This window comes from Paenibacillus sp. J22P218 (assembly GCF_056269195.1).
The window spans coordinates 30,063-55,198 of sequence record NZ_JBWDNL010000010.1 but is presented as its reverse complement, the minus strand read 5'-3'; the positions used below and the strand labels follow the sequence as shown (position 1 = coordinate 55,198).

Annotated in this window: 22 protein-coding genes; 3 read left to right on the top strand and 19 right to left on the bottom strand. The window is 51.2% G+C overall.

Annotated elements, in window-relative coordinates; genetic code table 11:
- Positions 1 to 273 precede the first annotated feature (273 nt).
- The 6 genes from yabN to AC0YN0_RS29840 all read right to left on the bottom strand — a co-directional run bounded on the left by yabN (position 274) and on the right by AC0YN0_RS29840 (position 7,642).
- Positions 274 to 1,755, bottom strand: a complete 1,482-nt coding sequence (yabN, locus tag AC0YN0_RS29865) for a bifunctional methyltransferase/pyrophosphohydrolase YabN (protein ID WP_475824559.1) — start codon at positions 1,753 to 1,755, stop codon at positions 274 to 276.
- Between the two features lie 216 nt (positions 1,756 to 1,971).
- Positions 1,972 to 3,669 carry a polysaccharide biosynthesis protein gene (locus AC0YN0_RS29860; protein WP_475824558.1) on the bottom strand — a complete coding sequence of 566 codons (1,698 nt, stop codon included), beginning with the start codon at positions 3,667 to 3,669 and terminating at the stop codon, positions 1,972 to 1,974.
- Positions 3,670 to 4,236: 567 nt separating this feature from the next.
- On the bottom strand, positions 4,237 to 4,779 hold the full coding sequence (gene spoVT / locus AC0YN0_RS29855) for a stage V sporulation protein T (protein ID WP_442050040.1): 543 nt from the start codon (positions 4,777 to 4,779) through the stop codon (positions 4,237 to 4,239).
- Between the two features lie 268 nt (positions 4,780 to 5,047).
- Entirely contained in the window at positions 5,048 to 6,655 is a 1,608-nt protein-coding gene (gene cbiQ, locus AC0YN0_RS29850; RefSeq protein WP_475824557.1) for a cobalt ECF transporter T component CbiQ, read from the bottom strand.
- Positions 6,618 to 6,968, bottom strand: coding sequence for a PDGLE domain-containing protein (locus AC0YN0_RS29845; RefSeq protein ID WP_475824556.1), 351 nt, complete (start codon positions 6,966 to 6,968; stop codon positions 6,618 to 6,620). The genes cbiQ and AC0YN0_RS29845 overlap by 38 nt, the downstream gene beginning before the upstream one ends.
- The gene (locus AC0YN0_RS29840) at positions 6,965 to 7,642 is read right to left on the bottom strand and encodes an energy-coupling factor ABC transporter permease (RefSeq protein WP_475824555.1); all 678 of its coding nucleotides are present in this window, start codon (positions 7,640 to 7,642) and stop codon (positions 6,965 to 6,967) included. The genes AC0YN0_RS29845 and AC0YN0_RS29840 overlap by 4 nt, the downstream gene beginning before the upstream one ends.
- Before the next feature lie 220 nt (positions 7,643 to 7,862).
- On the opposite strand from AC0YN0_RS29840, the gene AC0YN0_RS29835 reads away from it, so the two are divergent.
- Positions 7,863 to 9,242: a stalk domain-containing protein gene (locus AC0YN0_RS29835; protein WP_475824554.1), complete on the top strand. Its 1,380-nt coding sequence runs from the start codon at positions 7,863 to 7,865 to the stop codon at positions 9,240 to 9,242.
- Between the two features lie 71 nt (positions 9,243 to 9,313).
- Here AC0YN0_RS29835 and AC0YN0_RS29830 read toward each other — a convergent pair whose 3' ends face one another.
- The 9 genes from AC0YN0_RS29830 to AC0YN0_RS29790 all read right to left on the bottom strand — a co-directional run bounded on the left by AC0YN0_RS29830 (position 9,314) and on the right by AC0YN0_RS29790 (position 20,182).
- Positions 9,314 to 11,548: a sensor histidine kinase gene (locus AC0YN0_RS29830; protein WP_475824553.1), complete on the bottom strand. Its 2,235-nt coding sequence runs from the start codon at positions 11,546 to 11,548 to the stop codon at positions 9,314 to 9,316.
- On the bottom strand, positions 11,526 to 12,218 hold the full coding sequence (locus AC0YN0_RS29825) for a response regulator transcription factor (protein WP_475824552.1): 693 nt from the start codon (positions 12,216 to 12,218) through the stop codon (positions 11,526 to 11,528). Before AC0YN0_RS29825 ends, AC0YN0_RS29830 begins: the two co-directional genes overlap by 23 nt.
- Positions 12,219 to 12,384: 166 nt before the next feature.
- On the bottom strand, positions 12,385 to 13,563 hold the full coding sequence (locus AC0YN0_RS29820) for a response regulator (RefSeq protein WP_475824551.1): 1,179 nt from the start codon (positions 13,561 to 13,563) through the stop codon (positions 12,385 to 12,387).
- A gap of 16 nt (positions 13,564 to 13,579) precedes the next feature.
- A complete protein-coding gene (locus AC0YN0_RS29815; RefSeq protein WP_475824550.1) occupies positions 13,580 to 15,418 on the bottom strand; it encodes a sensor histidine kinase in 1,839 nt (612 codons plus the stop codon).
- A gap of 140 nt (positions 15,419 to 15,558) precedes the next feature.
- Positions 15,559 to 16,443 (bottom strand): carbohydrate ABC transporter permease, encoded by an 885-nt coding sequence (locus AC0YN0_RS29810; protein ID WP_442050050.1) that lies wholly within the window; start codon positions 16,441 to 16,443, stop codon positions 15,559 to 15,561.
- 18 nt (positions 16,444 to 16,461) lie between these two features.
- On the bottom strand, positions 16,462 to 17,352 hold the full coding sequence (locus tag AC0YN0_RS29805; RefSeq protein WP_337103145.1) for a carbohydrate ABC transporter permease: 891 nt from the start codon (positions 17,350 to 17,352) through the stop codon (positions 16,462 to 16,464).
- 156 nt (positions 17,353 to 17,508) lie between these two features.
- Positions 17,509 to 18,846 (bottom strand): extracellular solute-binding protein, encoded by a 1,338-nt coding sequence (locus AC0YN0_RS29800; RefSeq protein WP_442050052.1) that lies wholly within the window; start codon positions 18,844 to 18,846, stop codon positions 17,509 to 17,511.
- 247 nt (positions 18,847 to 19,093) lie between these two features.
- The gene (locus AC0YN0_RS29795) at positions 19,094 to 19,297 is read right to left on the bottom strand and encodes a type II toxin-antitoxin system antitoxin (protein WP_475824549.1); all 204 of its coding nucleotides are present in this window, start codon (positions 19,295 to 19,297) and stop codon (positions 19,094 to 19,096) included.
- 12 nt (positions 19,298 to 19,309) lie between these two features.
- Positions 19,310 to 20,182 carry an SPFH domain-containing protein gene (locus AC0YN0_RS29790; protein WP_475824548.1) on the bottom strand — a complete coding sequence of 291 codons (873 nt, stop codon included), beginning with the start codon at positions 20,180 to 20,182 and terminating at the stop codon, positions 19,310 to 19,312.
- A gap of 640 nt (positions 20,183 to 20,822) precedes the next feature.
- Between AC0YN0_RS29790 and AC0YN0_RS29785 the strand changes: the two genes are divergently transcribed.
- A complete protein-coding gene (locus AC0YN0_RS29785) occupies positions 20,823 to 21,179 on the top strand; it encodes a MerR family transcriptional regulator (protein WP_442050081.1) in 357 nt (118 codons plus the stop codon).
- A 30-nt stretch (positions 21,180 to 21,209) separates the two neighbouring features.
- Positions 21,210 to 21,527 (top strand): thioredoxin family protein, encoded by a 318-nt coding sequence (locus AC0YN0_RS29780; RefSeq protein ID WP_475824547.1) that lies wholly within the window; start codon positions 21,210 to 21,212, stop codon positions 21,525 to 21,527.
- 72 nt (positions 21,528 to 21,599) lie between these two features.
- Here the strand turns inward: AC0YN0_RS29780 and urtE are convergent, their stop codons facing one another.
- Genes urtE through urtB form a run of 4 tightly spaced genes read right to left on the bottom strand, consistent with a single transcriptional unit; the run spans position 21,600 to position 25,034 of the window.
- Complete coding sequence (gene urtE / locus AC0YN0_RS29775) at positions 21,600 to 22,295, bottom strand: urea ABC transporter ATP-binding subunit UrtE (protein WP_475824546.1); 696 nt, start codon at positions 22,293 to 22,295, stop codon at positions 21,600 to 21,602.
- Complete coding sequence (urtD, locus tag AC0YN0_RS29770; protein ID WP_475824545.1) at positions 22,273 to 23,049, bottom strand: urea ABC transporter ATP-binding protein UrtD; 777 nt, start codon at positions 23,047 to 23,049, stop codon at positions 22,273 to 22,275. The genes urtE and urtD overlap by 23 nt, the downstream gene beginning before the upstream one ends.
- Positions 23,021 to 24,103: an urea ABC transporter permease subunit UrtC gene (gene urtC / locus AC0YN0_RS29765; protein ID WP_475824544.1), complete on the bottom strand. Its 1,083-nt coding sequence runs from the start codon at positions 24,101 to 24,103 to the stop codon at positions 23,021 to 23,023. The genes urtD and urtC overlap by 29 nt, the downstream gene beginning before the upstream one ends.
- A gap of 25 nt (positions 24,104 to 24,128) precedes the next feature.
- The gene (gene urtB / locus AC0YN0_RS29760; protein WP_475824543.1) at positions 24,129 to 25,034 is read right to left on the bottom strand and encodes an urea ABC transporter permease subunit UrtB; all 906 of its coding nucleotides are present in this window, start codon (positions 25,032 to 25,034) and stop codon (positions 24,129 to 24,131) included.
- Between the last annotated feature and the right edge of the window lie 102 nt (positions 25,035 to 25,136).

Below are 25,136 nucleotides of genomic sequence, written 5' to 3'. Positions count from 1 at the left end.
TCCACATGCAGAATACATATTCTGCTCGAGAGCAAAAAAATCCTGCCGCTATTTGAAATTTTTTTGTACATAGTGAGGAATAAAGGCGATTTGTGACGAAACAAGCGTAAACGGCAGTGCCGACGTTAGAAGGCACAAGCTTTCGTTTCGCGTAGAATTCTATGGCTTTTATAAGATTGAAACTTATAAATGCGTAGAATTCAAGCTATCGTTTCGCAAGAAATATAAGCACGGTATAGACACCAAATCTATACTTTCTCTTATATTTGAGAGCTATGATTGGCGCTTTGCCTCTTCCCACCAGCGATCCATTTCTGTTAAATCAGTTTGGTCAAATTGTTTGCCGCTTATACGAAGCTGCTCCTCAATATACGAAAATCTGCTATAAAATTTTTTGTTCGTACGAGAGAGAGCCTCCTCGGGATCGGCATGGATGAATCGCGATGCGTTCACAACGGCGAACAATAGATCGCCGAGTTCCGCAGCCTGCTCCTCCTGCGACTTGTCCGTAATCGCTTCGCGAAGCTCAGCGAGCTCCTCCTCGATCTTGGCAAGCACAGGGCCGAGCTCATCCCAATCAAAACCGACTTTAGCCGCTTTTTTCTGCAGCTTATAAGCCTTCATAAGAGCTGGAAGATCGGACGGAATGCCGTCGAGCACCGATTTGCGGCTAGCATCGGTCCCTTTCATCCGCTTCTCTTCAGCCTTCATTTGCTCCCAATTGCCTAGCGCTTCCTCGGCATCGTCCGCGTTCTCGTCGCCGAACACATGCGGATGGCGGAATATGAGCTTCTCGTTCAACGACTGGATCACATCGTAAACGGAGAACGCGCCCATCTCCTCTTCCATCTGGCTATGCAGCATCACTTGGAGAATAACGTCGCCGAATTCCTCCTGCATGCCGTCCGGGTCATCGTTATCGATCGCTTCAAGCGCCTCGTAAAGCTCCTCGATAAAGTTTTTCCGGATCGACTGATGCGTCTGCTCTTTGTCCCATGGACAACCTCCGGGACTGCGAAGAATCGACACGATCTCATGCAGCCGCTCAAACGTGCGGTTGCGAAGCGAGGCGTCGTCCGAACGCGGAATCCAGATGAGCGACAGGTTGCCGAAGCCCGGCGTACGGTCAAGCTCATAGAGCGGAACACGAACGATCTGCTGCTGGCCAGATACGCCAAGAGCATGGCCTACGACGACTTCAAAATCGTCGGGATAGCGCTCCATTAAGGCAAGCTTCACGTCGGAAGCAGTAAAAGCATCATACACTTGTCCAATAACAGTATGCAACTGCGGCTGCACCATTGACGGCTGCAAATCGGTCGCGTCGAGCAGCGCAAACCCTTCAATCGGGTCGAATCCAAGGCTCACGAATGCTTGGTCGAGGAAGCTCTCGCCTCCTAGAATAAGCAGCTCAACTCCTGCTTCCGGACAGTTCTCGCGCAGCAATTGAACGGTACGCTCGGCGACCATTGGATGACCGGGAACGGCGTATACGATCGGTGTTCCCGCACTCGCCTCGCGTATAAGCGTATCTGCAATGGCTGCGTACACATCGGGGAACGATTCAAGCTGCTCGTAAATGGAGTCGAATGACTCGAACTGGATATTGTTATCCCGAAGCATTGCCATCATCGGGTGCTCAGCGGTACGGACATAGAGGCGCTCCGCTTGCTGCAGTCTGCGGAATGCGCCGAGCGTCAGTTGATCGGGATCTCCCGATCCAAGCCCGATGACCGTAATTGAAGTTGTTGCCATATGTAACAGCCTCCTAAATTCAGTTCGTATTGTGAAACGTATGGTGAAGCGGCAACGATGGTCAACACCCGCTATTGATGGCGGATGTAACTAGTTGTCGCTACGTGTCGGTGATGATGATAACGTTGGTGGTGCTGACGGTAAATAGCGAAAGTTTGTTTCGTTATTTCGGCTGAGACAGATGGGCTGGGCGGAGTGTGCCGCCCCGAAAGGGAGCTAGCGCGCTGGCGGGATCAGCCGCCAGCGCCTCAGCCGGGCGGCCCATTCGCCGCCGCCCGGCAACGCGCGCCATTCGCGCGCGCTAACAGCGCCGCCGCGCAATGCCGCGGCGCTGAAGGCGCAAGCGCCGACGGCTACGCACGTCAGCGCAAGCGCAGCCGCTGCCGCCCGAGGCGGCAGCAAGCCTCCGAGCGCGGCGCCCAGCGCGCGCTCGATCAGCACGAGCGCCGCGGCCATGACCGCGAGCGCGAGCATAAGGGCGGCGGCGGAACGCACGCCGGCCCGTGCCTTTGCTGCGCGCGCCGCCGACACCGGCGCGCTGCCTGCGCTTCCGGCGGCGAACATTCGCCAGCCGATCCGCGCGCCTGCTTGCGCGGCGGCATAGCGCACCGCAGCAGCGCTTAGCAGCGCTGTCGCGCCTAGTGCGGCAATGCCCGCAACTGCCGCCCCTTCTGCTCCATAGGCGGGCACAAGCGCCGCATTAAGAACAACCTTGAACAGTGCCGCGGTTAACAGCAGCAGCGCCGGAGCCCGCACAGCGCCGAGACTCTGAAGCACCGGCGTAGCTATCGCATTGACGCTGCCAGCGAGCGCCGTAACGCTTACGAGCATGAATATAACCGTTCCTTTCGAATCGGCATACAGCATAACATTAAGCGGCTCTGCCAACAAGACTAGACCAAGGCATGCCGCAGCTCCTATTCCCCAAGCCGCGCGCATGGTTACGGCAAGCTGCCGGCTTAACTGCCCATACGCCCCGCGCATTCTGGCGAGCGCTAAACCCGGCACGATTGCCGCTGCAGCCGCTCCCGCCATCATGACAACGAGCTGGACGAGCGGCTGCGCTCGGCTGTAGACGCCGAATACGCTCATCGCTTCCGCCTCGGACATGCCGCTCTCATGCAGCAATCTCGGTACAGTGAACGCGTCCACCACGCCAACCGCCGGCACAACGATCGCGCCTAAAGCCGCGGGCATCGCAACAACCGCCAGCCGCTTCATATCCCTCCACAGAGTTCCACCTTCACGCGGAATACGCCCCTTACTCCCATCGCGCCACGCATACAGCGCCAGGAACAGAAGCGCTGCGACGCCTCCAACGGCCGAACCGCTCATCACACCCGCCGCAATATCAGCCTCTCCCCACCCTGCCGTCCAGCTCAGCCATAATACGAATACCATAACGCCAACACGAATAAGCTGCTCAACAAGCTGCGACATCGCCGACAACGACATTCGGCCATATCCTTGAACATAACCTCGCAAAGCTGCAACAAGCGGAACGAACAGCAACGCAGTCGATACCGCGCGGATCGCCCTTGCCGTCTCCCTGTCGCCTATCAGCACGGATAGCTCGTCCGCTCCCGCCCATGTCAGACCAAATACGATAATGCCCGTACATCCAAGCAACAGCATCGCCGCTTGCAAAATCCCCCGTACACCGCCGGAATCCTCGCCTCTGCGAAGCCTCTCTGCAATTAGCAGCGATACAGCCGTAGGCAGACCCGCCGTTGCCAGCACAGCCGCAAGCTGGTAGAACGGATAAACGGCGTTATAAATGCCGAATACCCTGTCCCCTGCGATATTTTGCAACGGTATTTTCTGAAATACTCCGATAAGCTTGGATAAAAGGGCCGCCCCGGCCATAAGCATGACGCCGTTCTTCCAAAACCTGCCGGCCGGCTTACGATCCATTGTTCCACGCCCCCGCCTGTCGATCCTGTATAGTTAGTTAAAGCCTATTATACCTCACAAAAGGGGGTTATGAGCAAAGCAACAACGGTCAGCCGAACGTCCTTTTTCATGCAATAACAGGAATATCTCCTGTTAAAATCCGGATTCTCTCCCCTCCGATCTACATTAGCTGGAATATATCCTGTTATTTTCTGCAAAATTCGACCCTAAACCGCCACCAAACCATATTAACTGGACAATTTCCATCTATTATTTAATTCTTAGCATTTTCTCGATAAATAACAGGAGGTTTTCCCGTTAAAGCATCGCTACTATGAACCGGTATGGCCGCATTCATTCATACCAACCCCATTTCAAAGCTAAATAGAAAAAAAAGCCCCCCGGCTCAGATTGCTCTGTTCCGAAGAAGCTGTTCTCTCGCCCGCTTATGTGCTTGTACGCCGCTTTCTATTCTGTATAGCCCCCGGCCACCATTCAGCCAACAAGGCTGACTATGTTCCAACCCTCTGCCTAGCTGTAGAGGAGCCGCTGCTGCTCCATCTGCAACCCAGTGAGGCTGGGCTACTGCTACTGCTCCATCTGTTTTGCTAGGAAGCCCGCCGCTGTCTCCGCCATCTTCGTTTCCATATTTGCCATCTTCACAGATTCGTCCTTGCTTAGCAAGACGACCGTGCCGATCGGATCACCGCCCGCGATGATCGGCGCTGCTACGACGGAGCTATACGTCTCTTGCAAATCCTTCACGACCTCGAATGTGCCTCCGCTCGCTTCAACGAGCGTTTTCCGGTTTTCCATACAGCTCTCCAGAACCGAGCCGATCTGCTTGTCCAACAACTCTTTCTTGGAAGCACCGGCGACGGCAATGACCGTGTCTCTGTCGGTAATCATCGTAACATGGTTCGTGCTTTCGAACAACGACTCGGCATACTCCTTCGCGAAGTCGCCAAGCTCGCCAATCGGCGAATACTTCTTCAATATAACTTCTCCATCTCGGTCTACAAATATTTCCAGAGGGTCTCCCTCGCGAATACGCAATGTACGGCGGATCTCCTTCGGAATCACCACACGCCCGAGATCATCGATGCGACGTACAATTCCAGTTGCTTTCATTTCATGTTGCCCCGCTTTCCTAGAGGATTTTGAGTCTACTGGACATCTGCTGCTCGTTTATAACGAAGAGGAAAGATCCTTGAAAGTGATTTTGAATCTGACCATAGTATTCATCGACTCCCATATTCTTATGCACGCCGCTCGGTTGCAGCCAATCGCCCCATATTTCTGCAAAAGGCTCTATTTAAGCCTATTTTTAAGGCTTTATTGTCCCAATGAAGGTGCTGGAAAATCAAGGCTTAGCGCTAGTGCAGCCCGCCTAGGGAATTCACTTCGATTTATCCTGCTGTGAAGCCTGCTGATCCCGCTTGTCCCCCGCATTGTACTGTACCTGCTGCTCGCTCCTCACCATTAGCTTCCAAATGTGCTGCGCGGCTTCAAGCACCGTCTTCGGCTTCAAGCCGCCTGTGCCCTGAAGCACGCGGAAGGGCCGCGCAAGCCGCGGAAGATGAAGATCGGCTTTCGACAGCAAGCTGTCGTCGAATAGCAGATCGGTCGTCCCTTCGGCCAGCAGTCCGCCGTCCTTAAGCAGCAGCACACGCTGCGCCCATTCCGCGGCGAAATCAACATCATGTGTTGCAACGATAAGCGTGATGCCCGTTTCATGCATCGCCTCAAGCAGCCCCTGAAGGTCGTCCCTGCTCTTCGGATCGAGGAAAGCCATCGGCTCATCGAGCACGATAATGTCCGGCTCCATCGCAAGCACGCCCGCAATTGCCACCCGCCGCTTCTGACCGTAGCTGAGCTCGAACGGCGAACGGTGTCGATACTCCAGCATATGGACAGCCCCTAGAGCCTTCTCCACGCGCTGCCTGATCTGCTCATCCGTCAGCCCCATATTGCCCGGACCGAATGCAACGTCCTCCTCGACGGTAGTCGAAAATATTTGATCGTCGGGATCTTGGAATACAACGCCGAGACGGCTTCTAAGCCGCTTCACTCCGCCTTCGGCCAGCGATTCGCCCAGCAGTCCAACTGATCCCTCAGACGGCTGCTCAAGACCGCTGAGCAAGGATATGAGCGTTGACTTGCCCGCTCCGTTAGGTCCCATCAAGGCGACCTTTTCTCCTTGTTCGATACGGAAGCTGACGTTATGCAGCGCCTCTACAGCGCCATATCGATAGGAAACGCCGATCACCTCAATAGCCGCCTCCTTGTCTCCCCTCTCCAGCATGCCCAATCTTCCCCTTTCGCTTGCATCATCATGGCCGGCGAATCCACCTCGTGCCATGATTGAGCGGTATATCCGCTCACTCCGTCCTTGCGAGCGAAGGAAAAGGACGCCGAGCAGCTCTCCGAAACGCTTATACGTTCTACGGCTCCATAACCAGCCGTCAAGGACAAGACCTCGTGAGCGCTGCGCCTTCACCATGCTCTGAGCCTCCGCTTTAAGCAAATAGAAGTAGCGCAGCATCAGACTAATAATTTCGATCAGCACAGCCGGAATGCCGACAGCCCGCAAGCTCTTAATCAACAGAAACTGGGGCGTCGTTGCGCTCAAATACGTAATGAGCAGATTAGCGCACACAATCTTCAATAAAATCAATTCCGCTTGGCGAATGCCTTCCGCGCTCGCCGTCTGACCGAGTAGAGTAAATACCGGCTCTCCAGCCGTATGGAACGGCAGCAGCACGACCGCGCCAAGCCCAAAAGGAATAATGAGCAGCAGCCGCTTCACGATTATCCGAAGCGAAACTCCCGCCCAGAGCAGCCCAAATAGAAAACATCCTGCCGCCCCCAATAGAGCCGCAGGATGTCGCAACAACACAGCTACAACTAATAATCCGAATACCGTCAATAAACGCCGCTTTGCTTGCCTTAGCGTAGATCGTGTTGCCTCAGAGCCGTCCCGCTCCATCTCCATGTGACTGTGCATTCGCTCTCCCCCTCCGTGACGCCAGCCCCTTCATCGAAGCCCACAGAACGACGGCCATAATGCCCGCGCCGATCACACCTGCTAATCCAACGCGAACCGCCGTCCACGGTATGCCCGCTACCTCGTAATCGGGAATCGGCGCCCATTCATGAACAGCTCCCGCTTGATCAATGAAGCCATGGTCTTCCGCCACCCGCTCCAGACCGTCCGGATGCGGCGATGCCCAAGGCGACAGCAGCCCTGCCGTAACGAGTGTAATGATTAGCAGCATGATCCACTTGCCTTTACTTGCCGTAATTTGGAATTCACTCATTGCAATGCCGCTCCCTTCACTTGCACTTTGCTTCGCTCGAGCAAATAGCCTGTTACGAGCGTCGTAATGAGGCCTTCTCCTAAGCCGATCAACATATGCCAGCCGACCATCGCTTTCAGCGCCAAGCCAAGCTCGAACGTGCCCGACCAGGCGAGCAGCAGTCCTACCCCTGCCGATGCCGCTACGATAGACAGCCATGAAGCCATGAACGTAATGAATATCCGACCTTTGCCGCCAAACAGCTTCATGCCTGCCTTATATACGCCATAACCGACAAAACAACCGATGAAGCCCGTACACAAAATATTCGCGCCAAGCACCGTAATGCCTCCGTCTTGGAATACAAGCGCCTGAATAATTAATACGGCGGCCATGACGATCGTCCCGATCCAAGGCCCGAACAAAATACTCGTTAACGCTCCGCCGAGAAAATGCCCCGATGTCGCACCGGCAATCGGGAAGTTGATCATTTGCGCCGCGAAAACAAAAGATCCGATCAGCGCCACCATCGGCACCTGCTTGGACGACGATACCGCTAATTTTGTTTTATTCAAACTATAGGCTACCGCGGCAGCCCCCACCGCTGTCGTCGTAATCCATGCCTTTGCATCCAAAAATCCGTCAGGTATATGCAATTGAAATCCCCTTTCCAGTATCGGCATGTCATCTTTCATGACACCCTTCTTTTTCCTTATTATCAGTTAGGCGGATTTTTTCGTCAAGACATATCCAAGTGGGGAAGTGTGAGCCGAAGAGGCCGCATCTATTTCATTTGAAACTGAGGGAGTAGAGGAAAGAAAGTCTGACATTATGAATTAAATTCACGCTTAGCAACTTATTAGGCTAACCTCGCGTCTATACACGTATCCAATTTTGTTAATTTAAGGAGACCCTATGAGAAAATTATACGCACTAATCGCTATCCTTCTTTCCGCCTCCTTGCTCTCAAGCGGGAACAGCACCTTCGTGTATGCCGCGAAGACAACGATGTTCACCTCATTGCCGCTCACCGGCATCATCGATATCGATGACCGAAGCCATGCCGACAACTTCTACGCGCTTCAAAACGACGGAACCATTTGGATTGGAAACGGCAGCAAACCAGCCATAAGAGGTCCGCAAGTTCCCGGCGCTGTCAAAATTTCCGGTCAGCTTGTTCTTACCTCAGCCGGCGAAGTATGGACATGGGAGAACGCTGGGGATACGCCGAAGCGTATTGTCGAATTGTCCGGTATAAAAGCTATAAGCTCACGGGATGCCAGCATGGCTATTAACAACAAGGGGCAGGTTTACGTTTGGGGCAATACTTGCCTAACTTCTCTCATAAGACCTGACTTTGAGGATAATCGGGGTCTATGCGCTAACGCCTACCACAACAGCCCGACCCCGGCCGATGATAAGCTGGCGAGCATGCCTAAACTCGCCATTGAGGGAGCGAAAGGGATTAAAGCATCCCTGCAATATATAATGATTCTAATGGCCGACGGCAAAACGGTTAAGGTATACGGCAATACCACAAGTATGAGTTACGGTATGTATGAACGTGTTTTCGATAAACCGGTCGTCGATTTCGACGGTTACGACAAAGACTATACCGGTTACTCCACCTACATCACCATTCCTAATGACATCTCGAAAAATGCGGGCAACTATGTCCAGGTGAGCCAAGCCTATGGAGGCAGCTATAAGCTTCTATTGCACAAAGACGGTACCGTATGGGGCGATTCGGTCTGGAGTGAAGACACTACACGGCGCATAGCTCCGCTCAAGGATATCATTAAGGTTGCGGCTGTCGCCTATAATAGCGGTACGGCCTTGGACAAATACGGAAAAGTATGGACATGGGGCACCCGCACCAACATTCCGTACCAAGAAACGTCAGAGAAACTGCTGACTAACGTCAACGCTAAGCCCTCTCAGAAACAGCTGTCCCTACGGATCAACGGCAAGTTCATCGTTACCGATCCCGGCCCAATCCAAACGAACGGAACGACCTTCGTGCCGATACGCTCTTTATTCGAATCAATTGGCGCGAAGATCGGCTACAACAACGATAACATCACCGTCTCTTACCGTAAGCAACTGCTTGCCTTCAAGGTATACGATACGAAAGCGACCCTCGATGGCAAGAGCGTTGTGATGCCTGCAGCGTCACTCTCTTATCAAGGAAGGACCTACGTGCCTCTCCGCTTCCTGGCGCAAGCGTTCGGCGCTAAGGTGCAATGGAACAACAACATTGACGGCGTTGATGTGCAGTTCCCTGCGGCGGGCTAGCTTATCAATCCAAAAGGCGCGGCTGCGCATGTTCCGCATGAAGCGGAATTTGTGCAGCCGCGCCTCTTTCATTAGCCATCCAGCTTCAGAATGACAATAACCTTGAACAAGTCTCCGTCTGTCTCGATAACGAGACGACCCTCATGGAGATCGACGATCGACTTGGCGATCGCCAGACCAAGGCCCGAGCCATCCGTATGCCGGGACGTGTCGCCGCGTTTGAACCGTTCAAGCAGCTCCTCGCCATCCTCGCTATACTCATATTTGGATATATTTTTGAATGTGACATGTACGTGTTGGTCTTCTGTACGTATCGCTATATAGGCTCGCGAGTGGTCCAATGAGTACTTCACCATATTGCCGATCAAGTTGTCGAACACGCGCCACAGCTTTTGGCCATCTACCCTCGCATACAGCGGCGTTTCAGGCATAGAGATGCGGAAATGAACGCTAGAGCCTTCGATAACATCGTTATATTCACCGAGCGCCTGCTGCAATAACTGGACAAGATCGGCCTGCGCAAGGGTCAATTCCACGTTGCCGCTTGCCATCTTCGACACTTCGAACAGATCGTCGATCAGCACCTTCAGCCGCTTCGACTTCTGATCGATGATATCGATATAAGCCAATCTTTCCTCGCTCGATACGTCTTCCGCTTTCAATAGTCCCGTATAAGTAATGATCGATGTAAGCGGCGTCCGCAGATCATGGCTTACATTCGTTATTAGCTCTGTCTTAAGCCGCTCGCTCCGCGCCTGTTCATTCTGCAGCGTCCGAACGCCTCGTTTCAATACGTTCATATTGGCAGCCATCGCAGCGAGCATCGATTTGCCGCTTACCGGCAGCTCCTGTCCCATGCTGCCTGCTGCCAATTCGTCTGCCGCTCTCGCTACTCGGTTCAGGTAGCCTACTTTCTTCACGAGGACAATGACAACAGGAATTCCTATGAATGCAAGCAGAGCCAAATAAACAATTGCCGTAGCGGAATCTAATTTAAAATAGCTGCCATAGAACAGCAAGTTGCTGGCGGCGCCCAAACCAAATACAATCAGCAACAAAATCACGAGCAGCACACCTGTGCTTTTGATGAGAAATGCATCTTTCATACCATTGTATAGGTGTACGAAGTAAGACCTCACATGCTTGCCTGCCCGGTATGACAAGCCTTGCTTCCATTGCTGCTTGGCACTCTCTCTATCCAGTCGCTCTGCCGCCAGCAGTTGCGCTTGCATGATTACAGCAGCCCAGCATAAGGAGGCCATTATGATTATGACGGTAAGCTTCCTGCCGTAGATCCATGGCTGCTCGAATATCATTTGGAATTGTTCCGACACGATAACGAGCAGCCCCATTGCGAGTAACCCCGTTGCCAAGAGCAGCAGACCTTTGGCATCGATAGGCAGCTTGCTGTAATAGAGCGCCCAGCTTCCTTGCTCTGCCGGCATTGCCTTCACCTTCTTGAAGTGATAGACACATCCGATAAACGCCGCTAAGCCGAACACGGCATAGAGAAGCAATAGGATTTGTTCCTGCCGATAACGATCTGCTTCGTCAACGATGCGACTCTTATCCGACACCCCTACAATCCCTTCATACGAGTCGAATGGGGGGTGGATCAGATCATGGTTCGAAATCCATTCATGAAAGGGTAGATTCGAAGATACCGTATAGCTGGTCGTGAACTTGTCGTCAGCAATCATCTTGCGGTTAGCTAATTGTTCCTGCAGAATGCCAAGATTCGTAACCACTTTCCCGTTCATGCTGTTTTTGAAGTAATAATCGAACTGCATCTTGAAGTCGTTATATTCGCCGCGGAAGTTTTCCCGCTCCTCATAATAGATTTCAATCCTTTGTAACTTATCTTTCATGAGTACGGATCTGACATACTCGTCATCTTGAAAGGCCCTTGTGGCTTCTTTTATTCTCTGATCCCGCTCCGCCGTGTAGAAATCTACCGCTTCTTGATTGCCCGCCGCCAGCGCTTCTTCAATCCGAGGTTCGTATTCGATCTTGACATTAGCCATCGTATCGGTGAACGAACCAAGCCCGTTGCGATACTCGTAGATCTCATCCTCGCTAACCGCAATAGACGCCTTCGCATCCTCGGGCGATACCGCATTCAGCTCGAACAAGTTCAAAAATTGAGCGAACCCGTCCAGTTGGTTTTGAAATTCCGGCGTATGGTAATAATTGCGATGCATATAGTTGTCGCTCAAGGAGATCAATGTCAACGGTCCGCTTAGGCCGACAATGAATAACAGCGCGTAGACAAACACGGTTAATCTATTTCTCCATTTTGTATCCAATTCCCCACACCACCTTCAAGTATCTCGGATTTTTGGGATCGATTTCGATTTTTTCGCGGATTTTGCGGATATGTACGGCAACGGTATTCTCAGCATTGTAGCCTTGCTCATTCCATACGCGCTCGTAGATCTCGTTAATGGAGAAGACCCGCCCGGCATTCGTCATAAGCAGCTCCACAATTTTATATTCGATCGGCGTCAGTTTGACCGGCTCACCGTGAACGGTCACTGCCTTAGCCTCCTTATCGAGGCCAAGTCCGTTCAGATCAATCGCCTTGCGTATACCTTCATAAGCTCCTAAGTTCACATATCTGCGCAATAGCGACTTTACGCGGGCTACAAGCTCCATTGGATTAAACGGCTTCGTCACGTAATCGTCCGCCCCTACGTGAAGCCCTAATATTTTGTCGACATCCTCGCTCTTAGCGCTCAAGATAAGAATCGGTATATTCTTTTTCTCGCGAATCTTATAGGTAGCAGCTATTCCGTCCAATCTAGGCATCATAATGTCCAAAATAATAAGGTGAACAGGATGCTCATTAATTACATCCAGAGCTTCCATACCGTCCTTCGCCTTGCGTACGGAGACGCCCTCATTCTTCAAATAAATCTCGATCGCATCGCGTATTTCCTGATCATCGTCTACGACAAGCACAACGTACTGCTCCATGCCCTTCCTCGCTTTCCCAGCAGCTATTCTCTTTCCATATTTTAATAGTAATCGAGATTTCTTAATATCCTTTCACGATAATTATGAAGAACTTCTTAATAAAAAGAAAAACGAGCCTGGAATTGCTTCCAAAGCTCGTTTCTTGTTGATTCAACCTAAATACCCGCTACTCCGCCTGCACGGCATCGCTCTTCTGTCTGAACTCCGATGGCGTTTCGCCGTATTTCTTGCGGAATAGCTGGGAGAAGTGTCGGATATCCTGGTATCCAATTCGTTCCGCGACGTCGGCAAGCTTAAGTTTCCGATTAAGCAGCAGCTGCTTCGCCTGCTCCATTCGCAGACCGATGACATATTCCTTAAAGCCCAGGCCCGTCTTCTGCTTGAACAGCTGGCTGAAGTAGACCGGATTCAAGTAAACGATAGAAGCCACCTTCTCAAGCGACAGATCGGCATGATAATGGGTGCGGATATATTGCTGGGCGACTTCAATGGCTTGATCGCCTCCGCTCGCATAATGCTCATATACCTGTGTCGAGGAAGCCTGCCTCATCCGGTGCACCTCGGTCGGTATCGCATTAACATCCTCGATCTGTTCCGTATGCATGATCTGGAAAGGGACGCGCAAATATTTGATGAGGTGTGAACGCAATTCCTCGAGCAGCGAAGCCAGCGTATGCCCCTCCTCAAGCGTAATGAGACCGAGCAAGCTCTTATTATCATGAATAGTCACGAAACCCTTGCCGTAACGACCGATCAGCTCGCTAAGCACATTCTCGATAATGAAATGCTCCAAGTGGACTACCTTCTCGCTATCCATCTTCACCATAATGAGATGAAAGTGAGGATGGCTTTCCATGAACGGGTTTACATCGATACGCCCAATGTCGAGTCCCGACGCCCAGCGCTGGAACACCGCCTCGCGCAAGTAGTTGCGGTTCACCTTCAGAAGCTCGGCGTCCAGCGTCAATTCCTTCTCGCGCATAATTTCCTCGCCCAGCTTCTCGATCATCTCAATCAATATTTCTTTACCGATCGGCTTGAGCAAATAATTTTTTGCGCCAAGCCGAACCGCTTCCTGGGCATATGCGAATTCAGAATGAGCCGAGATGACGACCCACTTCATATGCGAATAGTTGTCTGCCGTCAGCTTCATCAGCTCCAGCCCCGACATGCCCGGCATCAATATATCGGTTAGCACGACATCGATCCGGTCACTGCGCAGCCGCATCACCGCTTCTTCCGGGTTGCTCGCCAGAAATACCGCATGATCTTTAAAGTGGTTCTCAAGCGTCCGCTTGATCCCCTCCCTGATTACCTTCTCGTCATCTACAATCAAAATATTCATCTTACCATCCTCCTTCCTATAAGACGGGAAGCGGCATAACGATTACAACCGTCGTCCCTTCCTCCTGTACGCTATCAATGCGAAGCCCGTAAGACTCGCCGAACATTATGACCAGCCTATGATGAACGTTCGGAAGACCAATCCCGCGCCTTACAGGCTCGATCCCCGGTTCGCTCTGCGTACTTCTGCCGAATACCGGCTCTTTAATCAATCGTCTAATATGTTCAAGCGTTTCCTCGCTCATGCCTATTCCGTTATCAGATATAACGATGCGCAGCTCTCTAGCTTCCTCATCCGCCTCCGCGTATACCCGCAATATACCCGGCCGACCCTGATCAAGCGGTTCAAGACCGCTCTTCACCGCATTCTCGATAATCGGCTGCAGCGTCATCTTCGGCATCGGCGCGTCGAGCCAGCGGTCCTCGACCTCGATCTCCGTCGTTACCCGGCCTTCAAGCCGATTCTCAATAATGGTCATATAATGACGCATCTGATCAAGCTCCTGCCGCAGCGTCGTCTTGGATGCTTCCTCCCAGTGGCTGCTGTAGCGGAACATTTGCGACAAAGAAAGAATCACGCGTCCGAGACGGTCATTCTCCCGCTCGTCCAGCATCCAGTAAATCATATCAAGCGTGTTATATAGAAAATGCGGGTTCACCTGCGACTGCAGCGCCTGCAGCTCTGCGTTCTTCTCACTAATAGAGGAGAGTGTTATTCGTTCGATCAATTCGTCCATCCGCAGCACCATCCGATTGAAGGACGATACGAGGCTGTTGATCTCCTCGTACGAATTAACGTTCACCGCACCGCGGAAGTTACCCATCTCGACTTGTCTCATCTCACGAATGAGCAGCTTGAGGGGCTTCGCGATATTGCGCGAGATTAAGCTTGCCAGCACTGTAGACAGAACGATGACGGCCGCTATAACGATCAATAAATATAGTCTAGTCTGTGCAAGCTCCGCGCTTATATCCGCTTTCGGGGTTAATCCGAATACGGTCCAATTAGCCATCGCCGCGTTAGCCGATACAATAAGCTGATCCGTTCCGTTGTCGATGACGATTTCGTTTCCGATTGGCCTAGGCAACCCGTTGAAGGACGGATACTGCTTCTGCTTATCATCGTCGGTGGAGATACCTGGATCGGTCGTCGCAATGACACGATTGTCGGGATCTACGATATAAACTCTACTATTGGGACTGATCGTAACGTTAGACAGGGCCGACATAATCGGCTTCGGATCGGTCTCGATTAGAAGGATGCCGATTGGCTTGTAATTGTTGAAATCATACAGCTGACGACCAAAAACGAATACGGTATCCTGCTGCAAAATGCTATTAATCAACGATCCCTGCGACAACCCGAGCCAAACCATTTTCCCGTTCGATTCGACGAGCTTCCGGTACCAATCGGTCGAGCTGTAGTTGCGATCGACGATGCCGGCGAATCGGCGTTCATAGCTGTACACCTTGCCGCCCGTCGATATAATATGAATGCCGATAATATCATCCCGCGAGTAATACGCCGCACCGAGCAAATTCGTAATCGATCGTTCGCTAATAAATCCAACCTCGCCGTTAGCCTCTTCCTTATCCTTCTCCATAATGAGCCGCGTCAGTTCTGAGTTGCTGCTCAGCGACTTCGTGACACTGTCATAGCCCTCCAACAGCAGATTGAACAGTCCAACCGTCTGCGAAATATTTTTCTCAGCAAGATCGCTGATCTTGGAATGAATGATTTGGGTCGTCTTCTGGTAATAGAGCACGCATACGAGAATGAGGAGGGTCATCGTCGATATGAGAAATAACAGAAATAGCCGGCTTCGAATGGAATGCCGGTTCCACCTTCGCAACATGTCCGCTCCCCCTCTCTATTGCTGGTTGAAATATAAGCCTAGTATAAGAACATAATATTATACTATCTTATATTTGCACAAAAGCCGCACGACATGTGCAGCTCACGGCCTTGCTGAAACGACAAAAACGGCGAAGGGGATTAACCCTTCACCGCACCTGCTACCATGCCCTTCGTAATCTTGTCGGCAAGTAGGAAGTAGATAATGATTACCGGCAACGCGCCGAGTACGAGGAACGCCCCGATGGCACCGTAGTTGACGGAATATTGGCTGACGAAGCTGTTCACCCCGAACGGCAGCGTCTTAAGCGCTTCGGACGAAATGAATGTGGATGCGAGTATATATTCGTTCCAGATGTTGATGAACGTTAAGATACATACGGTCATCATCGGCGGTATCGATACCGGCAGGATGATGTTCCAGAAGATCCGGAACACGCCCGCTCCGTCCACAACGGCCGATTCCTCGATCTCATGAGGAATGGTTCTCATGAAGCCGCTGAGAATGAACACGGCAATCGGTGTTTGGAATGCGATATAAGGCAAAATGATCGATGCATGCGTATTAAGAATATGGATGTTCTTGAAAATCAACATCAGCGGAAGCAGCGTCGCTTGCATCGGAATCATCATCCCGATCAAGAAGATCAGCATGACCGCCTGCCCGTATTTCCAACGGAAGCGGCTAATTGCGAACGATACGAGCGAGGCTAACAGCAATACCCCGACCATTGTAATCGTCGTAACGAACAAGCTGTTGTACAAATATTTGAAGTAATTGCCCGACTCGACAGCATTGGTGAAATTGACCCATTGCGGCGATGCCGGAAGGGCGAAGAAGCTGCCCGACAATATTTCCTCATTACTCTTAAGCGAATATATGGCTAGCCAGAGGAGCGGATACAACTGGGTAACGAGCAGAATGCCGAACAAAATATACGATACGATTTTGCCGATACTAAAGCTCCGTTTCCCTCTCACTCTCGCCTGTGGCTTAATTGCGCCGGCCCCGATTGATTGACTCATGGTTGTTCCCTCCTTACGTTACGTGTATTTCCGTTCTACTTTGTTGAAGACGAAGTTGATAATGAACGTTGCGACCAAGCAGACAAGGACTAGGAATGCCGCAATAGCACTTCCGTAACCGTACTTCATCGACAGGAACGACATATTGTACATGTGTGTCGAGATGAGGTCGGTCGCATGCGCTGGACCGCCGCCCGTCATAACCATCGTTAAGTCGAACGCTTGTAGGGAACCTATAAATGCAAGAACGATCGATATCTTAAAGATCGGAATATTCATTGGGAAGGTGATGTACCAATCGGCTTTGAGCCCGTCGGCACCATCGATCTTAGCCGCCTCGTACACATCGGCCGGAATGTTCTGAATACCAGTAAATTGAATGAGCAAGTGGTAGCCGAAGTATTGCCATAGGGCTACGAAATACAAGCTGTACATCGCAATGCTCGGATCTGTGAGCCAAGCCTGCGTCCAAGAGCCTAATCCAACTGCTTCTAGAACCTGATTGAGCATACCGCCCATCGAAGCCGGGTTATAGATGGTTTTCCATAGTTGCCCGATAATAACGACCGACAAAATAATCGGCAGAAAATAACTCGACACGAGGAAATTCGGTTTTTTCACGTAACGGTTCAACAAAATAGCAATAAACAGCACGACTGGAATCTCCGCCATAGAGAATACGGCGAACATCAATGTGCGGCGCACAGACGGCCAGAATACGGCATCGTCAAAAAACATCGTTTTAAAGTTGGCCAAGCCGACGAACTTCGATTCTCCAATACCGTTCCAATCCAGCAAGCCGCTGTACATCGATACGATTATGGGAACGAATACAAGCAGTACGTATAGCAGCAAACATGGCAGTACGAACAGCGCAATTGTAAATTTAGAAACCTTCAGTACGTTCATCTCGCGCTCCTCCTTATAGAAAAATGACAAAAACAATCCATCACAGTTATGGTTCGCTTACGGGCGAAATGTGTATACACGATAACGGAGGGGGTCTTAAAACAAGAACCCCTCCGCTCCGCGTTATCTCTACTTTTTTTTGTTTAAAGCTTAGTCTTATTTCTTGTTGCTTTCGTAAGCCGATTGATGCTCTTTGGATACTTTTGCGGACTCGACTTTTTGAACGAACAGGTTTTGGATGCTCGTCAAGTGACCTTGAGCTGTACCAGGGTTCATCGTGTTATCGAACGCAAGGTCTCCGCCTTTAACGTCTTTGAACATGCCCAGAACTTCCATTGCCATATCGGAGTAGCCGGCAGCTTTGAAGTCGCCTTCTACTTTTTGTGCAAGACCTACTGCGCCTTTAACTTCGAAAGCTTCTTTAGGGAAGTTCAGCATGAAGTAGTTCAAGAAATCTTTTGTTTCTTCCAGGTGCTTGCTGTCTGCCGAGATCGCGAACGCGCTGCCTGGTGCAAGCATGAATTCGTTAGGATCGCCTTTGCCGTTTACGGTAGGGAATTTGAATACGCCCACTTTGCCGTTAACGGACGAAGTTTCGATACCGCCAGTTGCCCAGCTGCCCATGTAGTACATAGCTGCTTTGCCTGTTTTGAACAGGTTCTCGCCGGCATTGTAGTCGAACGATGTTGCGCCTTCTTGGAATGCGCCAGCTTGGATCAAGCTTTGGAATGCTTCAACAGCTTCCGTGAATGCTGGATCTTCGAACGTTTTCTTGCCGTCAATAACTTCTTGCAGGAAGCCAGGGCCGTTCGTGCGAAGCAATACGTTCATGAACAAGAACGAACCTGTCCAAGTGTCTTTCTCGCCGATTGCCATTGGCTGAATGCCTTTAGCTTTCAAATCTTTAACGACTTGTACCATTTCTTCGAACGTTGTTGGCACTTTCACGCCAGCTTGGTCGAACAGCTCTTTATTGTAGTACACAAGGCCGATGTTGTTGCCGTCCGGCAAAGCGTACAGGTTGTCGTCGAACGAGTAGAAATCAAGAATACCTTCTTGGAACGTGTCCTTCAGACCATTCTCCGCTACCATGTCGTTCAGTGGAGCGAACAGCTTCGCATCTACGAAAGGTTGCATTTGTGCAGCAGGGTTAACGACCGTAATGTCTGGAACTTCACGGGAAGCTGCTTGTGTTTTGAGCTTCACTTTTTGTTGGTCCGTATTTAGCGAGTCGAGTTCGATCTTCACGCCCGGATGATCTTTTTCGTATTGAGCTACGATTTTTTTCATCATGCCGTTTTTCGGATCGGTAGGGTCCGGATAAATGTTTTGGAACGTGATTGTGATGTTGTCTTTCTTACCGCCGTTGTCGGTACCACCGTTCGTGCCAGTGTTCGTGCCTTCGTTGTTGCCGTTGTTAGCTCCGCATGCCGCAAGGCTAAGCGCCAGCGTACCTGCCATAGCTACTTTCAATATGCCATTCATTTTGTTCATTTGTGTATCCCCCTTATTTGTGGATGTGTTCATTATGCTCTGATCTGCAACCCCTTACAATGCGCGAACTTAGGATAAGAGGTGTGTTTTCTTTAGGTCGTTTCGTTTTCCCACATTACATAAATAGTATTGTTGTGAGGCCTTTGCAATATGCGGGAATAATGTAATGTCTGTCCGTTCCAATATTTGAAAATAAAAAAAGACAGGTGACCGATTAGGTTTCGGTCACCTGTCTTCTCTTTCAATTTCAAGCTTGATGCTCTTCATCTGAATCGCTCGGAGGCATAGGAGGACGTGCAGCCTTCAACCGGCCCGCCTTGCCTAACGCCTCGCGCAGCAGAAACTCAATATGGCCGTTCACGCTGCGGAATTCGTCCGCAGCCCATAGCTCAAGCGCGCGATGGAGTTCGGGATCTAATCGGAGCGCGAATGCTTTCTTTTCTTTTCCCATTCGATTGGCCCGTTAGGTGTAGAGCGATCCCGTATTAATTACCGGGGTAGCCGAACGATCCGATACGATCGCTACCATCAGATTGTTGACCATTGCCGCGCGCCGCTCCGTATCAAGCTCGATTCCGTTCTCCTCCAACTGCTTAAGCGCCATATCCACCATACCGACCGCCCCTTCGACGATCTTCTGTCTTGCTGCTACGATAGCCATTGCCTGCTGCCGCTGAAGCATGGCGCTTGCAATCTCAGGCGCATAAGCAAGATGCGTAAGTCTCGTCTCCAGCACTTGTACGCCTGCAACAACTAGCCTTGTTTGCAGCTCTTTAAGCAGCTCGGCTGCTACCTCATCCGCATTGCCGCGCAGCGACAAGACGTCATCCGATCCATAGGTGTCATACGGATATTGAGCCGCAATATGCCGCACCGCCGTCTCGCTTTGAATCTCGACGAAGCGTTCGTAATTATCGACGTCGAATGTCGCGCTCGCCGTATCCTGTACTTTGAAGACAACGACTGCTCCAATCTCGACCGGATTGCCTTCGGCATCATTGACCTTAAGCGTCTGGCTATTGAAGTTGCGCACCTTAAGCGACACTTTTCTCTTGTTTGTCAGCGGTGCTACCATCCATAGCCCACTCTCCACGATTGTTCCCAAGTAGGTCCCGAAGAACGTTATAACCTTAGCTTCGTTAGGCTGTACAATCGTTAAAGACGTCAAACAGATTATCGCAAAAAAGAAAAGAAAAATCCCGATGCCGATCAGCAATGGAGACGGATCGATTTCCGAAGCTCCGTTAGCGATCAGTACAATGCCGCCAATTACAGCTATTATCGAGACCAGCAATGCCATATATCCGCTTACGTACCACGACTTTTTCTCTTTCATAAGCGCCACCCCTTATATTCATATTGTTTTGATATTTTTATGATATCACTTTTTACAAATAGTTGCAAATGGTTTCGTTGATCAAATTTAGCGAGGGCTCGGAGCACGATTGTTGCTCGTTTGCTGGCGAATAGCGAAATTATGTTTCGCTATTTCGACGTAGAGGCATTGGTTGGTGCAAATAGCGAAAAGGGTTTTTCGCTATTGAGGTCAAGGTGGGGGCTCGGAGCTCCATTTGTGCTCGTTTGTTGGCGAATAGCGTAAATTTATTTCGCTATTTCAACGTAGATGATTAGGTTGGTCCAAATAGTGAAAGGGTTTTTCGCTATTATGGCCAAGGCGGGAACTCGGAGGGCGATTGGAGCTCGATTACGCGCGAATAGCGTAAATTTGTTTCGCTATTTCGACGTAGAGGCTTTGGTTGGTGCAAATAGCGAAAGGGTTTTTCGCTATTGTGGCCAAGGCCATACTCGAAGCGCGACTGGAGCTCATTCGCAATAGTAACGCCGAAATAGCCAGCAAAAAAATCTATTGACCCTGACAGTAATGTCAGCGTTTATACTTACATTAAACCATTCCAGGCATGAGGCGTTTTAGACGCCTCATTGTTTGGAACGTCATACCCCGGGGGCTTTTTATGATGCAAATTGGTCAATTATCGCGTGAGACGGGAGTCAGCATCCGTTCCTTGCGCTACTACGAGCAAAAAGGGCTTATTACGCCTATTCGCCAAACAAACGGCTATCGCGAATACTCGCCGCTTACCGTCCAAACCGTTGAGACGATCAAGCTGTATTTAAATTTGGGCTTGTCGACGGAACAGATCGCCAGCTTCCTTACGTGCGTCCTTCAAAATAAAGAGGCATTCTGCACACAGGTGATGCCAATCTATCAGCGAAAGCTTGAAGAAATCGAGCGTCAGATTGTTGAGCTTAATCAAATTAAAGCGAATTTGATCGATCGAATCGCTTCGCTTCAGCAAGATACAACACCATAACCATCTTTCAATGAAAGGAACGTGATTACAATGGGTCTTCTGAATGCCGAGAACGAAGCCGTTCTACGCGCAACCATTAACGAAGGAGTTACTCTTGTTGACTATAACGCACCTTGGTGCCCGCCTTGCAAACCATTGATACCTATATTGGAGGAGCTAAACGAGGCCTACGCTGATTCCATCCGCATCATTAAAGTAAACTGCGACGATCTACCCGGCGCTGCGTCGGAAGCAGGGGTGATGAGCATGCCGACCGTTATTCTCTACAAAGACGGAGTGCCGATGGAGAAACTCATTGGGCTGCGGCCGAAAGCTGCCTATCAAGCCATAATCGACAAGCATTTATGATCGGCTTCCCTAAAATACACAAAGAGCGCCGCCCCTATCCAAGGAGTGGCGCTCTTCCTATTCCCGCAACGATCATACCGTCAAATATTTGCGAACAACCTCGTCATTCAACGCATCCAGTCCGCCTTCCCAAGCGATAGCGCCCTTCTCCAAAATGTAGAAGTAATCACCGATGCTCTTGACGAACTCCAAGCTCTGCTCCACGAGCAGCACGGCGGTCTTGCCGTCAGACTTGATCGAGCGGATAACGTCGCGAATATCATCGACGATTGACGGCTGAATACCTTCGCATGGCTCATCAAGCAGAAGCACTTCCGGCTTAGAGGCCAACGCCCTTGCGAACGCAAGCTGCTGCTGCTGCCCGCCGCTTAGATCACCGCCGCGCCGCGTGTACATGGTCGGCAATACCGGAAACTTCGCAATCGCTTCTTCGGGAATCGAAGTCACCTTCGTCTTCGATGCTTCCAGCCCAAGCAGCAGATTCTCATATACCGAGAGCTGCGCGAATATTTCCCGGCCTTGCGGAACGTAGCCGATGCCGCTTTTCGCCCGCTGCCCAGGAGCACGCTTCGTCAGATCCGCTCCATTATAGGCAACAGAGCCGCCGCGCGCTTTTAACAACCCCATAATGCTCTTCATTAGTGTCGTCTTACCGACGCCGTTGCGGCCGAGCAGACAAACAACTTGCCCCGGCTTCACCTTAAGCGTCACATTGCGCAAAATAATGCTTTCGCCATAACCCGCCTCAAGCTGTTGAACGGCTAACATCGGCATCCCGCCTTTTCCCTAAATACACTTCCGCTACCCGGTCATCCCGCTGCACCTCATCCATCGAACCTTCCTTGAGCAGCCTGCCCTCGTGCATAACCGTCACTTTGCTGGCGAAGTTGCGGACAAACTCCATGTCATGCTCCACAACTACGATTGAACGCATGCGGGCAATCTCATGCAGCAGTTCGCCCGTCTTATCCGTTTCCTTATCGGTCATTCCGGCTACAGGCTCGTCAAGCAGCAAGATCTCCGGCTCCTGGAGCAGCATCATGCCGATCTCCAGCCACTGCTTCTCTCCATGCGACAAGCCGCCGGCGCGCCAGGACGCCTTGTTCTGCAGACCGATCATCTCTAATTGATGATCGATCCGCGACCGCTCGTCATCGCCCATCTTCGCGAACATCGTCGCGAACACAGATCGCCTCTGGCGCATCGCAATCTCCAAATTCTCGTGCACCGTCATTGAAGGAAAAATCGATGGCGCTTGGAACTTGCGCCCGATGCCGAGCTCGGCAATCTGATGTTCTTTCTTCCGCGTAATATCGATCTTCCCGTCAAACGTAACCTTACCGCTGGAAGGGCGAACTTTACCGCAGATCACATCCAGCATCGTTGTCTTGCCTGCTCCGTTAGGCCCGATCAAGAAACGAAGCTCTCCCTTCTCCAGCTTGAGATCCATTCCTTGAATCGCCTTGAAGCCGTCAAACTCCACCGTCACATCATCACACTGCAGGATTGCGGACTCCCTCATGCTCCTTCTCCTTCCTTTTGTTGCGGAATTTTATTTGACTGATTAAGCCCGAAATGCCTTTTGGCATAAATACGACGACGACAACGAATAATCCACCCATGAAGAACAGCCAGCCTTCCGGATATGCGGTACTGAATTCGCTTTTTGCCCAGTTCATAACGATAGCTCCCAGCGCAGCGCCGATCAGCGTGCCCCGTCCTCCAATCGCTACCCATAGCACCATCTCAATCGACGGTACAATGCCAAGCATGGATGGAGAAATAATGCCGACATGAAGGATGAACAGCATGCCCGCAATACCCGCGATGCCCGCAGAGATCGTGAAGATGACCATTTGATAAATCGCCGGATTGTATCCGATGAACCGTACGCGGTTCTCACCGTCACGAATCGCGCGCAGCACCTTGCCGAAGCGGCTGCCGACAATATAACGGCATAGGATGAACACGGCGATCAGCACGGCGGCCGTAATCCAATACAGCACGCGCTTCGTATCCGCAGATCCAAGGGATGCGCCAAGAATCGTCGAATAACCCGTAATCCCGTTCGTCCCCCCTGTGAAGGCTTGTTGTCCCACGAGCAGCGTCGTCGTAATAATAACGAGCGCTTGGGTCAGAATCGTGAAGTACACACCTTTAATCCGATTACGGAAGGTAACATAGCCGAGCACAAGCGCGAGAACCGACGGAATGAGTATCCCCATGGCGACCGCAAAGCCGAAGTTCTCGAACGGTTTCCAAAATAACGGAAGCTCTCGCAGGCCGCTCCAGCCCATGAAGTCAGGCGGCTTGCCCCCGCTTGCCTCCAGCTTCAAGTACATGCCCATCGCATAAGCGCCAAGACCGAAGAAAATGCCGTGACCGAGACTTAAGATGCCGGTATAGCCCCATATGAGATCAAGGCCGAGCGCCACAATCGCAAAGGCCAGAAATTTCGCAAGTAAGTTGAGTCGAAAATCGCTTGCGAACATCGGAGCAGAAAATAATGCCGCCGCCGCTGCTGCGTATCCGACTAATAACCAAATGCGCTGAGGTGTCCATTTTTGCTGCAGCATATGGTTTCCGCCTTTCTATCCGTATTTAATCGAGTGAGCGAGAGCGCATAGCGACGAATCCCATCGGTCTCCATTGCAGGAAAGCTACGATGCAGACGAACACGAGCACTTTGCCAAGCGATGCGTTGGTCCAATATTCGAACAGTGTATTGAACATGCCTATTCCCATTGCGCCGAGCACCGTGCCGACCAGCTTGCCGACACCGCCAAGGACGACGACCATAAAAGCATCGACGATATAATACGTGCCTAGGGAAGGACCAATCGAGCCCATCAGCGTGAGCGCACAGCCTGCAATGCCTGCAATACCCGATCCGATCGCGAATGTCATCGCATCTACGCGGCGGGTCGATACGCCAAGACAAGCAGCCATATCTCGGTTTTGCATAACCGCTCGCATTCTTCTGCCTTCATGACTGCGATAAATATAGAAGTACATGGCGACGAGGCAGGCAATAACGAGCCCAATAATGAACAGCCTCTTGTACGGCAACAGCGTGCCGTCCATAATCTGTAATCCTCCATCGAGCCAGGAAGGGCTCGTTACAGCAACATTCGGCGCGCCGAAGATCGAGCGAGCGAGCTGCTGCAGAACGAGACCGACACCCCATGTAGCGAGCAAGCTGTCGAGCGGCCTGCCATATAGGAAGCGAATAAGCGACATTTCGAGAATAAGGCCGAAAACGAATGCGATTGCGAAGCTTATCGGAATGGCGAGCACGAAGTACCAATCGAACATCGACGAAGGGAGATATTCCTTGAATAGATTTTGGGTTAAATACGTGGAATAAGCGCCGATCATAATAAGCTCGCCATGCGCCATATTAATGACCTTCATAAGGCCGAACGTAATGGCGAGCCCAAGAGCGACCAGCAGTAGAATCGAGCTGATGCTCAGCCCATTGAATAACTGCAGAAGATACACATCCATAATACCGCCCCTTGGTTGTCATCTTGGTTATTAAAAACAGAGGGGAAGCATTCGAAGCTTCCGAATACTCCCCCATGTACTGCTGCGTCTAAGCGTAGAAGA

Excerpts from the sequence above, each read along its gene's own strand:
- AC0YN0_RS29795 (WP_475824549.1), bottom strand. The coding sequence starts at position 19,297 with ATGGGAAAAGAAAAGAAAGCATTCGCGCTCCGATTAGATCCCGAACTC.
- AC0YN0_RS29785 (WP_442050081.1), top strand. The coding sequence starts at position 20,823 with ATGCAAATTGGTCAATTATCGCGTGAGACGGGAGTCAGCATCCGTTCC.
- AC0YN0_RS29845 (WP_475824556.1), bottom strand. The coding sequence starts at position 6,968 with ATGAGTGAATTCCAAATTACGGCAAGTAAAGGCAAGTGGATCATGCTG.
- AC0YN0_RS29840 (WP_475824555.1), bottom strand. The coding sequence starts at position 7,642 with ATGAAAGATGACATGCCGATACTGGAAAGGGGATTTCAATTGCATATA.
- spoVT (WP_442050040.1), bottom strand. The coding sequence starts at position 4,779 with ATGAAAGCAACTGGAATTGTACGTCGCATCGATGATCTCGGGCGTGTG.
- AC0YN0_RS29825 (WP_475824552.1), bottom strand. The coding sequence starts at position 12,218 with ATGGAGCAGTACGTTGTGCTTGTCGTAGACGATGATCAGGAAATACGC.
- AC0YN0_RS29810 (WP_442050050.1), bottom strand. The coding sequence starts at position 16,443 with ATGAGTCAATCAATCGGGGCCGGCGCAATTAAGCCACAGGCGAGAGTG.
- AC0YN0_RS29805 (WP_337103145.1), bottom strand. The coding sequence starts at position 17,352 with ATGAACGTACTGAAGGTTTCTAAATTTACAATTGCGCTGTTCGTACTG.
- urtD (WP_475824545.1), bottom strand. The coding sequence starts at position 23,049 with ATGAGGGAGTCCGCAATCCTGCAGTGTGATGATGTGACGGTGGAGTTT.
- AC0YN0_RS29860 (WP_475824558.1), bottom strand. The coding sequence starts at position 3,669 with ATGGATCGTAAGCCGGCCGGCAGGTTTTGGAAGAACGGCGTCATGCTT.
- urtC (WP_475824544.1), bottom strand. The coding sequence starts at position 24,103 with ATGCTGCAGCAAAAATGGACACCTCAGCGCATTTGGTTATTAGTCGGA.
- cbiQ (WP_475824557.1), bottom strand. The coding sequence starts at position 6,655 with ATGCACAGTCACATGGAGATGGAGCGGGACGGCTCTGAGGCAACACGA.
- yabN (WP_475824559.1), bottom strand. The coding sequence starts at position 1,755 with ATGGCAACAACTTCAATTACGGTCATCGGGCTTGGATCGGGAGATCCC.
- AC0YN0_RS29815 (WP_475824550.1), bottom strand. The coding sequence starts at position 15,418 with ATGTTGCGAAGGTGGAACCGGCATTCCATTCGAAGCCGGCTATTTCTG.
- urtB (WP_475824543.1), bottom strand. The coding sequence starts at position 25,034 with ATGGATGTGTATCTTCTGCAGTTATTCAATGGGCTGAGCATCAGCTCG.
- AC0YN0_RS29820 (WP_475824551.1), bottom strand. The coding sequence starts at position 13,563 with ATGAATATTTTGATTGTAGATGACGAGAAGGTAATCAGGGAGGGGATC.
- AC0YN0_RS29790 (WP_475824548.1), bottom strand. The coding sequence starts at position 20,182 with ATGAAAGAGAAAAAGTCGTGGTACGTAAGCGGATATATGGCATTGCTG.
- AC0YN0_RS29780 (WP_475824547.1), top strand. The coding sequence starts at position 21,210 with ATGGGTCTTCTGAATGCCGAGAACGAAGCCGTTCTACGCGCAACCATT.
- urtE (WP_475824546.1), bottom strand. The coding sequence starts at position 22,295 with ATGTTAGCCGTTCAACAGCTTGAGGCGGGTTATGGCGAAAGCATTATT.
- AC0YN0_RS29800 (WP_442050052.1), bottom strand. The coding sequence starts at position 18,846 with ATGAACAAAATGAATGGCATATTGAAAGTAGCTATGGCAGGTACGCTG.
- AC0YN0_RS29835 (WP_475824554.1), top strand. The coding sequence starts at position 7,863 with ATGAGAAAATTATACGCACTAATCGCTATCCTTCTTTCCGCCTCCTTG.